The organism is Neisseria wadsworthii 9715 (assembly GCF_000227765.1).
GTDB lineage: Bacteria > Pseudomonadota > Gammaproteobacteria > Burkholderiales > Neisseriaceae > Neisseria > Neisseria wadsworthii.
Map to the genome: position 1 here is coordinate 943,319 of NZ_JH165159.1, position 12,769 is coordinate 956,087.

Below are 12,769 nucleotides of genomic sequence, written 5' to 3' on the forward strand. Positions count from 1 at the left end.
TGTCTGAAAGATGTTTCAGGCAGGCATTGGTTTAGAGGTTGTCTTTGTGTGCCAGTATCTTTCGTGCGCCGCTTGAATCGGCTTCGGAAAGCACGCCGGCTTCTTCCAGCGCTTGAACCAGATTGGCGGCACGGTTATAGCCGATTCGCAGATGGCGTTGCAAGGAGGAGATCGAGGTTTTGCGAGATTCCAACACAAAGGCCACTGCTTGGTCGAACAATTCGTCGCTGTTGGCATTTGGGTTGACCACATTGGTGGTTTCCAGAGCCGCTTCGCCGGTAAGCAGACCTTCGATATAGTTGGCCGGCGCTTGGCGTTTGATATGCGATACCACTTCATGCACTTCGTGGTCGGACACAAACGCGCCTTGCAAACGGGTCGGCTCGGCATTGCCGGGCTGTAGAAACAGCAAATCGCCGTATTTGAGCAAATCTTCCGCGCCCATTTGGTCGAGAATGGTGCGGCTGTCGATTTTGCTTTGAACGGTAAAGGCCATGCGGGTTGGAATGTTGGCTTTAATCAGGCCGGTAATCACGTCCACACTCGGGCGTTGGGTGGCGACAATCATGTGGATGCCGGCTGCGCGTGCTTTTTGCGCCAGGCGGGCGATTTGCTGCTCAACGGCTTTGCGTTCGGTCATCATCAAATCGGCCAATTCGTCAATTACCACCACAATCAGCGGCAGTTTTTCCAGCGGTTCGGGGTCGTCCGGATTCAGGCTGAACGGGTTGGGAATCGGTTTGCCTGCCGCTTTGGTTTCTTCGACTTTCTTATTGAAACCTTCTAAATTGCGCACGCCTGCATGGGAAAGCAGGCGGTAGCGTTTTTCCATTTCGGTAACGCACCAGTTGAGCGCCTGGCCGGCTTCGCGCATGTCGGTTACCACGGGGCAGAGCAGGTGCGGGATGCCGTCGTACACGCTCAATTCGAGCATTTTCGGGTCGATCATGATGAAGCGTACTTCGTCGGGCGTGGCCTTGAACAGCATGGACATAATCATGGCGTTCACACCCACCGACTTGCCCGAACCGGTCATGCCGCCGACCAGCAGATGGGGCATTTTGGCCAAGTCGCCCACTACCGGCACGCCGGCAATGTCTTTACCCAGAGCAACGGTAAGCTTGGACTTGGCATCGTTAAATACGGAAGAAGAAAAGATTTCCTGCAGCAACACTTCTTGGCGGCGCTCGTTGGGAATTTCGATGCCCATGGTGTTTTTGCCGGGGATGGTTTCCACCACGCGAACCGACTGCATGGAAAGCGAACGCGCCAAGTCTTTGGAAAGGTTCACAATCTGGCTGCCTTTTACGCCTTGCGCCGGCTCGATTTCAAAACGGGTAATCACGGGGCCGGCGGTAGCGCTGACTACCTGCACTTCAATACCGAATTCCAATAGTTTGGCTTCGATGCGTTCGGCGGTTTGCTGTAGCACTTCGGGGTTCGGCGGAGGCACATCGTTTTTCGGGGTGCTGAGCAAATGCAGGTTGGGTTTGGCGTATTCACCGGGCGGCAGCGGCTCGGCGGCTTTGCCTTTATCGTCGAAGAGCGTGGTTTGTATGGGAACTGGCGGTGCTACGGAAACAGGCATGGCTTTGCGGTTGCTGCTGCTGTTTTCCAACATAGGTGCAGGTTCTGCGGTGATTTGTTTGGCTTCGCGCACCATGCGGCGGGTGGTTTTTGAGTCGGGCATTTCGGCGATATAGCCGCTTTCCCTACGCTGGAATTTCGTCCATGCCCATTCCATTTTCTGGCCGGTTTTTTCCATCATGTCTAGCCAGGAAACCTGAATCAGCAAAGACAGCGCCAACAGCAGAATCACCAGCATAATCAACAGGCTGCCGGTGTTGCCAAGCAGCCAGCTCATGCCTGATGCGATATACGAACCGAACAGCCCGCCCGCACCAACGGGCAATTCTCCTGCTAATTCGTCCTTCAAAATAAACACTTCCAAAACAGGGCTGCACAGCAGCAACACTATCAGGGCGGCCAGCGCAATGCCGGTGTTGTACGGTTTTTGCTCGGGCTTTTGCAGAGGGCGGAAATTTTTTATCAGAAAAACCAGTCCGGCAATCAGAAACCACCAAAATGAAAGGCCGAACAGATAATAACTGATGTCGGAAAAATAAGCGCCGAAAAGCCCGCCCATGTTGCGCACGTCATCTGCGGCCGGCACGCTGCGCGACCAGGCAGGGTCGATCATGGAAAAGCTCAAAAGCGATACGGCAATATAAATTACGGCTACCAAACCGAGCAGCCAGAGTGTATCGCCGACCAAGTTGGCAATGTGTTCGTTGCGTTTGTTTTTTTCCTGATTGTTTACAACGCCTTTGGGCCGTTTGGGCGGCTTGATGTCGATTTTGGTTTTCGGCAATGGCTTTTCGGCTTGCGGCTTGGGTGTGGCAAGCGATTTGCGTGTTGTTCTGCCGTGAGGGGATTTAGATTTTTGAGGTGATGTGTTTGCCATAAGGTTAAGCTGATGCCTGTCTGAATGTTGTGAAGCGGAACATTCCGTTTGTTTGAATAGTGTTATTCAGAGATGAATAGTGTGAATTATACAGTATCCGCCGGAAAGTGAGAAAGCCGATGCCTGTCTGAAAATATGGGTTTCAGACAGGCATGGGTAATGTTGATTGTGTTGCATCAAGCATAGTATCCGGCACCCAAAATACAGGGCTTGCGGGCTCCTGTGGCGTGATGCGGGTTGCCGGGGGTGCGGTTAATCCAGCAGGCTGCGAGCCAGCCGAATGCGGCAGCTTCCAGCCACTGTGGGTCAAGGTTTAATTCGGCGGTGCTGTGTAGCGTTATGTTGTGCGGCTGCAAACAGGTTTGCAGCGTGTTGACCAGCAAAGTGTTACGTATGCCTCCTCCGCCAACGTACACTTGGCGCGCATCAGGGGCGGATTGTGCGATGGCTGAGGCGGTGCTTTGCGCAGTATATTCGACTAAGGTGCGCAAAACATTGTGTGGGTTTTCATGGCCGCTTAAAAATGTGCGTAGCCAATTTAGAGAAAACAGTTCGCGCCCGGTACTTTTGGGCGGAGGAAGCTGGAAGTAGGGATGGGCAAGCAGTTTGGTTAGTAAGTCTGGCAGAATTGCGCCTTGTGCCGCTTTTTCACCATTGGCATCATAAGCTTGTTGCCAAATGGAATCGACCCAAGCGTCCATCAGCATATTGCCGGGGCCGGTGTCAAAACCAAATGCACGTGAATCGGCAGGCAATACGCTGATGTTGGCAATGCCGCCTAAGTTCAACACCACGCGAGTTTCCTGATTGGATTTGAACACGGCTTCGTGGAAAGCAGGCACCAATGGTGCACCTTGGCCGCCTGCCGCCAAATCGCGGCTGCGGAAGTCGCCAATGGTAAAAATACCGGTTTGTTCCGCAAGCTGAGAAAGGTTGGCCAGTTGGATACTGTATGCCGATTCCGGAGCATGCCGTACAGTTTGACCGTGGCAGCCGATGGCGGTAATTTCGTGTGCCGGAATGCCGGTTTCTTTAAGGAGGGTATGAACCGTTTCCGCGTAGAGTGAGCTGAGCTCTTGGGCAAGTATCATGCTTTTATGCAGCTCGTTTTCGCTGATGTTTTGCAAGTTGAGCAAAGACTGTTTTAATTGGTAGGAATAGGGTATGAACGCATGAGCTTCAGCCGCCTGCCATTGCATGCCGTTCATGCGAATTAGCACGGCGTCGGCACCGTCCATGCTGGTGCCGGACATAATGCCGATATAAAGTTGGTGGGAATTGTTCATACTACCTCGGTTCATACTGGATAATGCCTGTCTGAAACCGAGTTTCAGACAGGCATTGCGCTGCTAAGTTTAGACGGTATTGTGGAATGATCCGATTGAATAATCGGGTATCGGGGATTGCCACGGCTTTATATGCTGCAATACCCTTCATAATAAAAAGCAGTTTAACAGGTTGATTTGCCATCGGATATTCCGGCATATAAATTTAAGCAAAAAGGCGTACCCGATGGGGTACGCTTTTTATGCAGATTGATAAATTATTTTTTCGCGCTAGCTTGTGCCGGAGAAGCGGGTGAAGCAGCAGCTGCAGGGGCTTCTCCTGAAGCAGCGGCATCGGAAGCTGCCGAAGCAGGTACAGCAGGTGCTTCAAATTTACCTCCGGATTCGTTTGTCATGTAGGCAATGGCGCGTTTCAATTCATCGTCAGTCAAATCGCTTGCGCCACCTTTGGCAGGCATATTGTTAAAGCCGTTTAAGGCGTGGCTGAACAAAGTATCGAAACCTTTGGCAATGCGAGGAGCCCAGTCCGCAGTATTGGTAATGCGCGGTGCGCCGGCTACGGTGCTGTCAGTCGCGTGGCATTGGATACATACTTTTTGGAAAATCCGGTCACCTTGGCGCATACCCACGGGTACACCATCACCCATGGTAACATTACCGGTAGGCATGATGCGCGTCGCAACAGCATCTGCCGTCATTTCATCAACATTACTAAAGTAGCCGCTGGTTGCCAAGCGCACTAAGAAAAACAAGGTAGCCAGAAGAATAACAATGCCGCTGATCAGGGTGAAAGAGGTGGATCCGCGGACACTTTGTTTGGTTGTATGGTTCATGTGTTTTGGCCTCGCCGATAGATATCGTTTTGGACGAAATTTTATTAATTTGTTAAATTGTATTAACAATAATTTGCTGGATTATACTGAATTCGGGCGTGTTTTCCAATCATTTAAGTTTGGCTTATCTCAAAAAAGATTTAAAAATTATTTTAACACGGTAAATTTATAGTTGGGTGATGAGGTGTTTGAGTTGGTTACAGGCTGTGTAAAAAATGCAAAACAACATCAGAAAATTTTGCCAAAGTGCCGCTTTTCGGGTATCTTATCGGCTCGCTTGTACCCGTAGCTCAGTTGGAAGAGCGTCAGTTTCCGAAGCTGAAGGTCGCTGGTTCGATCCCAGTCGGGTGCGCCAAAGTTTTCAATATTATCAAAGCAGCCGAAACATTCTCGTTATACGAAATGCGGCTGTTTTTTGATTTGTTCAATTAATGTGTTGTGATGGCTTGTAATGTGTTGTGATGGCTTGTTTGTTGCCCATCTCTAACAAATTGTCTTCTTTAAGGTTGTTGTTAAATTATTTTGAAACAGCCTGTAATTTCGCTTGATTTCACCGATAATTTGCGCTACCTTACGCAAACTTTATTCTTTTTTAAATTTTTAATAAACCTCAAGCAGCTATTTCAATTGATTGAAGCGTTCTGGTTGTCGCTGAATGATTCCGTATCGCGTACCCTAAATCGTTGTTCGGAAAACAAGCATTACAGATGCTGTGGCGAAGCTGATGTTTCCTATTGATTTACCTGCAGAATATAAAAGAGGCAATCATGCAATTATCAGGTGCACAAATACTCGTGCAGAGTCTTAAAGCCGAAGGCGTGGAATACGTTTTTGGTTATCCCGGCGGCGCAGTTCTTGAAATTTATGATGCGCTTTTTCAATTGAACAAATTTAAGCATATTCTGGTTCGTCACGAGCAAGCGGCGGTACATGCTGCTGATGCTTATGCCCGCACAAGCGGTAAAGTAGGCGTGGCACTGGTTACCTCTGGTCCGGGTGCGACCAATGCGGTAACGGGTATTGCTACAGCTTATTCTGATTCGATTCCGATTGTAGTGATTACAGGTCAGGTTGGCACGCCAGCCATCGGCAGTGATGCGTTTCAGGAAGTAGATACCGTAGGCATCACCCGCCCGTGTGTGAAGCATAATTTCCTGGTTACCGATATTAATGATTTGACAACCACGATTAAAAAAGCGTTTCAGATTGCTGCCAGCGGCCGCCCCGGCCCTGTGGTGGTGGATATTCCGAAAGATGTTACCCAAGCGATGGCAAAATTCAGCTATCCGCAAGAAGACATTTTTATCCGTTCCTATCAGCCGGTTACACAAGGCCATGCAGGGCAGATTAAAAAAGCGGTACAAATGTTTGCTTCGGCTAAGCGGCCCATCGTGTATTTTGGCGGAGGTATTGTTTTAGGCAATGCTCATCAGGAACTGGTTGATTTCGTAAAGCTTACCGGCGCGCCGTGTACCGGTACCTTAATGGGTTTGGGCGCTTATCCTTCGAGCGATCGCCAATATCTCGGCATGTTGGGTATGCACGGTACTTATGAAGCGAATCTGGCTATGCAAAATGCCGATGTGGTTTTCGCAGTAGGTGCACGTTTTGATGACCGCGTGGTTTCAGTGCCTTCAAAATTCTTTGAAAAAGCTAAAAAAATCATTCATATCGACATTGATCCCTCAAGCATTGCCAAGCGAGTGAAAGTGGATGTGCCGATTGTGGGCGATGTGAAAAATGTTCTTTCTGAAATGATTGGCTTGTGGAAAAAGCAAGAGTTGAACATCAACGCTGCTGCTCTTGAAAAATGGTGGCAAACTGTTGAGGGTTGGCGCAGCCGCAATTGCTTGTGGTTTGAAGATGACGGAGAACTTATCAAGCCGCAATATGTGGTACAGAAGCTTGCTGAAGTGACCAATAATTCTGCCATCATCACATCGGACGTAGGCCAACATCAAATGTTTGCTGCTCAATATTATCCGTTTGAACAGCCGCGCCAATGGTTGAATTCAGGCGGTTTGGGCACGATGGGTGTGGGTATTCCTTATGCTATGGGTGCTAAATTGGCGGCGCCGGAACAGGATGTGTTCTGTATTACAGGCGAAGGTTCGGTTCAAATGAATATTCAGGAACTTTCTACCTGTTTCCAATACAAACTGCCGATTAATATCGTGACATTGAACAATGGCTATTTAGGTATGGTAAGGCAATGGCAAGAGCTGTATTACAGCAACCGTGAATCGGAAACTTATTTTGATTCTTTGCCGGATTTTGTCAAACTTGCCGAAGCTTACGGTCATATCGGTATCCGTGTACACAATAAATCTGACGTGGAAGGTGCATTTCTTGAAGCACTGAAACAAAAAGACCGTTTGGTGTTTCTGGATTTCATCACGGATAAGAAACAAAACGTATTTCCGATGGTGGGTAACGGTAAAGGCTTGGATGAAATGGTATTGCCGCTGCATATGCGCCAAACCCCCCAAGATTCTGACGTGAACGAAGTTACAGACCGCGATTACGATACAAGGAGCGTGCCATAATGCGACATATATTATCTATCCTGATGGAGAATGAATCAGGCGCGATGAGCCGCGTGGTGGGCTTGTTTTCGGCTCGTGATTACAACATTGATTCGCTGTCGGTGGCTGCCACGGAAGACAAAACGCTCTCTCGTATGACTATTGTAACCCATGGTGACGAAACAGTTATTGAGCAAATTACCAAGCAATTGAACAAGCTGGTTGAAGTGATTAAAGTGGTGGATTTGAATGAAAGCCGTTTTGTTGAGCGTGAGTTGATGCTGATAAAACTGCGTGCAGTCGGCAAAGACCGTGATGAGTTTTTGCGGCTTACCGAGATCTACCGCGGCAGCGTTGTGGATGTAACAGATAAAACCTATACCGTTGAAATTACAGGATCTTCTGATAAACTGGATTCATTTTTGGAAACAGTTGGAAAAGCTCAGATTCTTGAAACTGTACGCACCGGAGCAGCTGGTATCGGCCGTGGCGAGCGGATTCTGAAAATCTAGTAGGGTTTCTGTGTGTATATTCAAATGCCTGTCTGAAAATATCGAACAGCATTTTCAGACAGGCATTACGGAAAATCATTGTTGTCGGTAATCGTAAAGTTTCACTTTAAAATGCCTGTCTGAAAATTTAACTGGCCCAATCAATTCATAATGGATTTTAGGGTTTTTGATCTAATTCATGAGGAATAGAATGAACAAGGTTAAAATTGCCGCCACTATTACTATTAAACCCGAGTATCGGAGTGAACTGCTTGATGTATTGCAAAAATTGGTTGTTGCCAGCCGTAATGAGGCGGGCAATATCCGTTATGATCTGCATCAAGATCTTGATAATGAAAACCGGTTTGTATTTTTTGAAAACTGGCAAAACACTGCGGCTGTTGAAGAGCATAAAGCTTCAAATCATTTTCAAAATTTTTTACAGTCGATTGAAGGCAAGGTTGAAGGGCTGGATGTTGTTTTATTGAAAGATGTTTCTGAAAACATTGATTGATCCTCAATTTGTTCCCCGCTTATTGTTTACTTAAGGAAATCCACATGCAAGTTTTTTACGATAAAGATGCTGATTTATCATTGATCAAAGGTAAAACCGTTGCCATTATCGGCTATGGTTCGCAAGGTCATGCCCATGCCGCAAACCTGAAAGATTCAGGTGTAAACGTGGTCATCGGTCTGCGTCAGGGTGGTTCATGGAAAAAAGCCGAAGCAGCCGGCCATGATGTGCGCAGCGTTGCAGATGCAACCAAAGCTGCTGATGTGGTAATGATTCTGTTGCCTGATGAAAACCAGCCTGTCGTATATAAAAACGAAATCGAGCCCAACTTGAAAGAGGGTGCGGTATTGGCATTTGCACACGGCTTTAATGTTCATTATAACCAAATCGTGCCGCGCAAAGATTTAGACGTTATTATGGTTGCCCCTAAAGGCCCAGGCCATACTGTTCGCAGCGAGTACCTGAAAGGTGGCGGCGTGCCAACTCTGATTGCCATTTATCAAGACCAATCTGGTAAAGCCCGCGATATTGCTATGTCTTATGCAGCTGCTAACGGCGGTACTAAAGGTGGTGTGATTGAAACCAACTTCCGTGAAGAAACCGAAACCGATCTGTTTGGTGAGCAAGCAGTATTGTGCGGTGGTGCGGTAGAGTTGGTAAAATGCGGTTTCGAAACACTAGTAGAAGCTGGCTATGCACCTGAAATGGCATATTTTGAATGTTTGCATGAGTTGAAACTGATTGTAGATTTGATGTATGAAGGCGGCATTGCCAATATGAACTACTCAATTTCTAACAATGCGGAATTCGGTGAATATGTAACCGGCCCCGAAGTGATTACGCCGGCAACCAAAGAAGCAATGAAAAAAGCGCTTTACCGCATCCAATCAGGCGAATATGCCAAAATGTTCATTCAAGAAGGCGCAACCAACTATGCCAGTATGACCGCCCGCCGCCGCTTGAACGCTGATCATGAGATCGAAAAAGTAGGTGCGCAATTACGCGGCATGATGCCATGGATTGCTAAAAATAAATTGGTTGACTTGGATAAAAACTAATTAGCCGATTTTGAAGCATATGAAAAATGCCTGTCTGAAAATGTTTTCAGACAGGCATTTTATTAATGAGAATTCACTTAACACGGTATGCTCGTTGTACTCGGGCTTGCCGTAGTGTTGTGGGAGATACTCAGGTCAAGTAACGAATATGACGGTAGGTGATTGGAATTATGGTAATGCCTGTCTGAAACAGTTGTTTTTCAGACAGGCATTGTATGCATCTCAGTTTTTACACATCAATATTCTGTGCAATCAGTGCATTGCTCTCAATAAATGCACGACGCGGTTCAACCTCATCGCCCATTAAAGTCACAAATACCTCATCTGCCGCAATAGCATCTTCAATGCGCACTTTCAGCAAGCGGCGCACTGCCGGATCCATGGTGGTTTCCCAAAGCTGCTCGGGATTCATCTCACCCAAACCTTTATAGCGCTGGATAGACATACCTTTCTGTGCGATTTGTAACAGAATTTCCAAAGCATTGTCAAAGCTATCAATATCGTATTCATTGTCACCTTTATAGAGCTTGGCGTTTTGGGATACCAAACCTTTCAGCATGCCTGAAGTTTGGCTGATGGTTTGATAAGCCTTACTGCTTAGAAACTTAGGTTCGATATAACTGATTACGACATTACCATGCAGTTTTCGCGTGATTTTAATAAACACATTGCCTTCATTACCGATAATGCGTTCCAACGCTATTTCTTTTTCATCTAAAAGAGGCATCAACTCCGCAATAGCTTTATCGGCACTTTCTGGTGAAGACAAATCGATCGGTTCTGCCAAGAGCATTGCACGCAAAACCAAATCATCAATTATCCGGTTTTCCTGCTCAATAACGGTCTTAGCTTGCAAGAACTGTTTGGCTGCTTTCTCAAGCTCTTCACCCTCAACAACGCGGCCATTAGAAATAATTTTCGCTTTATCGATGGCTAAACCGAGTAGAAATTCATCCTTCTCAGCTTCATCTTTCAGATAACGTTCTTGTTTGCCGTGTTTGGCTTTATAAAGCGGTGGTTGGGCGATATATACATAGCCGCGCTCTACAAGCTCAGGCATTTGGCGGTAGAAAAAGGTCAGTAACAAAGTACGGATATGCGCGCCATCTACGTCGGCATCCGTCATAATGATGATGCGGTGGTAGCGCAGCTTTTCAGGATTGAATTCTTCTTTTCCGATACCCGCTCCCAATGCGGTAATCAATGTTGCAACTTCTTGGCTGGCCAGCATTTTTTCGAAGCGTGCTTTTTCAACGTTCAAGATTTTGCCTTTAAGCGGCAAAATCGCCTGAAATTTACGGTCACGTCCCTGTTTCGCAGAGCCTCCTGCGGAATCACCCTCTACCAGATAAAGTTCTGATAAAGCAGGATCTTTTTCTTGACAGTCGGCCAACTTGCCGGGTAAGCCCAAACCATCCATTACGCCTTTTCTGCGAGTGATTTCACGTGCTTTTCGGGCAGCTTCACGCGCTCTTGCTGCATCAATGATTTTGCCGCAGATAATTTTCGCTTCGTTGGGGTTTTCTTCCAAAAACTCTGTTAGCGCTTGGCTGATAACTTCGTTAACCACAGGGCCGATTTCGCTGGAGACCAACTTATCTTTGGTTTGCGATGAAAATTTCGGGTCAGGCAATTTTACCGATAGCACACAGGTCAAGCCTTCACGCATATCGTCACCTGCTGTATCCACTTTTGCCTTTTTGGCAATCTCATTGGTTTCAATATAATTATTGATTGTGCGCGTCATTACTTGGCGTAAGGCCGTAAGGTGTGTGCCACCATCACGTTGCGGAATATTATTGGTGAAACATTGAACCGACTCTTGATAACTGTCGTTCCACTGCATTGCCACTTCTACACCCATGCCTTCTTTTTCACCGGCTGCGAAAAATATTTTTTCATGCAAAGGTGTTTTTTTTCGGTTCATGTATTGCACAAACCCTGCTACACCACCGGAGAAAGCGAAGTTTTCATGTTTACCGTCACGTTGGTCAAACAATTCAATGTCCACGCCGTTGTTTAGGAACGATAGTTCACGAATACGCTTAGCTAAGATATCAAAGCTGTATTCAACCTTGCCAAATGTTTCTTCACTGGCACGAAAGCACACCGTGGTGCCTTTTTTGTCTGACGGGCCAACTTCTTTTAACGGCTCTTCCGCTACACCATTTACAAACTTCACAAAGTGTTCTTTGCCATCGCGGTGAATCGTCAGCGTTACCCAATCAGAAAGTGCATTCACTACCGAAACGCCCACCCCATGCAAACCACCGGAAATTTTATAACTATTATTATCAAATTTACCGCCAGCATGGAGCACGGTCATAATCACCTCTGCAGCCGAACGGCCTTCTTTAGGGTGAATACCTGTAGGCATCCCACGACCGTTATCTTCTACGCTTATTGAGTTATCAGCATGAATAATAACGTTGATTTTGTCACAATGGCCGGCAAGCGCTTCATCAATCGCATTATCCAATACCTCAAACACCATGTGGTGCAAACCTGAGCCATCCTGCGTATCGCCAATATACATACCTGGGCGTTTCCGAACTGCTTCCAAACCTTCTAAAACCTGAATGCTTTCCGCGCCGTATTCTTCTCGTTGCTGATTGGTCATAATAAATAATTCTTTGAATTTAAAACTGATTTAATGATATTTGAGCATCACGGAAGTGACGCAAATATTAGAAACTAAAGACTTCATATTATACCCTATTTTTAATACCCTCGCTTATGGAAATGAGTATATGAAAACACTTAATTAAAACTAAAAACGTATTAATTTTTCAGCGTGCAATAATTCATTTCCTGCCGATTATATCGATGCTCCAACAAACTTCATCTAATCCGTTATAATGCACAAAACGATTCAGACAGGCATTTTTTAAAATCATGCCTGTCTGAAGCTTACCCTGTCAGAGAACACTAAATTATGCCGTGGAACATACCCATATTCCTAACCTGGATGCGCATTCTGCTTATCCCTGTATTTACTACCTTGTTTTACCTGCCCCATAACTGGATCGATCCGCAAGTCGTCAATTGGGCTGCGGCATTTATTTTTGCTGCGGCAGCTGTAACCGACTGGTTTGATGGTTTTTTGGCGCGCAGATGGAAACAAACATCAGATTTTGGCGCATTTTTAGATCCGGTTGCCGACAAGCTGATGGTTGCTGTTGCTTTGATTTTATTAGTCAAACTAGACAGAACTTTAGCTCTGTTTGCCATGATTATCATAGGCAGAGAAATCACTATTTCAGCATTGCGCGAATGGATGGGACAAATGGGCAAACGTGGCAGCGTAGCAGTTGCCACCATAGGTAAACTAAAAACGACCGCACAAATGGCGGCCATTCTGTGTTTGCTGGTGGGTTTGGATGATTTTTACGGTTTAAATCTTCTAATCATTGGCAACGTATTGATGTTTATCGCATCTATACTAACTATCTGGTCAATGTTTTATTATCTGAAAATGGCATGGCGGGAAATCCGTTAAAAAAATTAAAACAATCTATTGACACAAATTTTAAAATATTTATAATGGCGTCTCCTTTTGCAGATACTTTTATTTCTGTGTTGAAAAAAGAACTGTAAA

General features: G+C 46.3%; 8 protein-coding genes, 1 tRNA gene and 1 pseudogene. 6 read left to right on the forward strand and 4 right to left on the reverse strand.

Annotation, left to right across the window (positions count from 1 at the left end; translation table 11 throughout):
- Window positions 1–31 precede the first annotated feature (31 nt).
- From HMPREF9370_RS04220 to HMPREF9370_RS04235, 3 genes and pseudogenes are all read right to left on the reverse strand, one after another.
- Complete coding sequence (locus tag HMPREF9370_RS04220) at window positions 32–2,464, reverse strand: DNA translocase FtsK (RefSeq protein ID WP_009116096.1); 2,433 nt, start codon at window positions 2,462–2,464, stop codon at window positions 32–34.
- A gap of 176 nt (window positions 2,465–2,640) precedes the next feature.
- Entirely contained in the window at window positions 2,641–3,750 is a 1,110-nt protein-coding gene (locus tag HMPREF9370_RS04225) for an anhydro-N-acetylmuramic acid kinase (RefSeq protein WP_040666886.1), read from the reverse strand.
- A 263-nt stretch (window positions 3,751–4,013) separates the two neighbouring features.
- Window positions 4,014–4,583 (reverse strand): annotated as a pseudogene (locus HMPREF9370_RS04235) (c-type cytochrome); the annotation flags it as partial.
- 279 nt (window positions 4,584–4,862) lie between these two features.
- Here HMPREF9370_RS04235 and HMPREF9370_RS04240 point away from each other — a divergent pair.
- From HMPREF9370_RS04240 to ilvC, 5 genes are all read left to right on the forward strand, one after another.
- Window positions 4,863–4,938: transfer RNA gene (locus tag HMPREF9370_RS04240), tRNA-Arg, on the forward strand.
- Window positions 4,939–5,350: 412 nt separating this feature from the next.
- Complete coding sequence (gene ilvB, locus HMPREF9370_RS04245) at window positions 5,351–7,129, forward strand: biosynthetic-type acetolactate synthase large subunit (protein WP_040666889.1); 1,779 nt, start codon at window positions 5,351–5,353, stop codon at window positions 7,127–7,129.
- Entirely contained in the window at window positions 7,129–7,620 is a 492-nt protein-coding gene (gene ilvN / locus HMPREF9370_RS04250) for an acetolactate synthase small subunit (RefSeq protein ID WP_009116103.1), read from the forward strand. Before ilvB ends, ilvN begins: the two co-directional genes overlap by 1 nt.
- A 190-nt stretch (window positions 7,621–7,810) precedes the next feature.
- Window positions 7,811–8,113 carry a putative quinol monooxygenase gene (locus tag HMPREF9370_RS04255; protein ID WP_040666890.1) on the forward strand — a complete coding sequence of 101 codons (303 nt, stop codon included), beginning with the start codon at window positions 7,811–7,813 and terminating at the stop codon, window positions 8,111–8,113.
- A gap of 44 nt (window positions 8,114–8,157) precedes the next feature.
- Window positions 8,158–9,171, forward strand: a complete 1,014-nt coding sequence (gene ilvC / locus HMPREF9370_RS04260; RefSeq protein WP_040666891.1) for a ketol-acid reductoisomerase — start codon at window positions 8,158–8,160, stop codon at window positions 9,169–9,171.
- A 229-nt stretch (window positions 9,172–9,400) separates the two neighbouring features.
- Here the strand turns inward: ilvC and gyrB are convergent, their stop codons facing one another.
- Window positions 9,401–11,791: a DNA topoisomerase (ATP-hydrolyzing) subunit B gene (gene gyrB, locus HMPREF9370_RS04265; RefSeq protein ID WP_009116106.1), complete on the reverse strand. Its 2,391-nt coding sequence runs from the start codon at window positions 11,789–11,791 to the stop codon at window positions 9,401–9,403.
- Between the two features lie 315 nt (window positions 11,792–12,106).
- On the opposite strand from gyrB, the gene pgsA reads away from it, so the two are divergent.
- Window positions 12,107–12,670: a CDP-diacylglycerol--glycerol-3-phosphate 3-phosphatidyltransferase gene (pgsA, locus tag HMPREF9370_RS04270; protein WP_009116107.1), complete on the forward strand. Its 564-nt coding sequence runs from the start codon at window positions 12,107–12,109 to the stop codon at window positions 12,668–12,670.
- The last annotated feature ends 99 nt before the right edge of the window (window positions 12,671–12,769 follow it).

Coding starts and splice junctions, on each gene's coding strand:
- HMPREF9370_RS04220 (WP_009116096.1), bottom strand. CDS start 2,464: ATGGCAAACACATCACCTCAAAAATCTAAATCCCCTCACGGCAGAACA.
- HMPREF9370_RS04225 (WP_040666886.1), bottom strand. CDS start 3,750: ATGAACAATTCCCACCAACTTTATATCGGCATTATGTCCGGCACCAGC.
- ilvB (WP_040666889.1), top strand. CDS start 5,351: ATGCAATTATCAGGTGCACAAATACTCGTGCAGAGTCTTAAAGCCGAA.
- ilvN (WP_009116103.1), top strand. CDS start 7,129: ATGCGACATATATTATCTATCCTGATGGAGAATGAATCAGGCGCGATG.
- HMPREF9370_RS04255 (WP_040666890.1), top strand. CDS start 7,811: ATGAACAAGGTTAAAATTGCCGCCACTATTACTATTAAACCCGAGTAT.
- ilvC (WP_040666891.1), top strand. CDS start 8,158: ATGCAAGTTTTTTACGATAAAGATGCTGATTTATCATTGATCAAAGGT.
- gyrB (WP_009116106.1), bottom strand. CDS start 11,791: ATGACCAATCAGCAACGAGAAGAATACGGCGCGGAAAGCATTCAGGTT.
- pgsA (WP_009116107.1), top strand. CDS start 12,107: ATGCCGTGGAACATACCCATATTCCTAACCTGGATGCGCATTCTGCTT.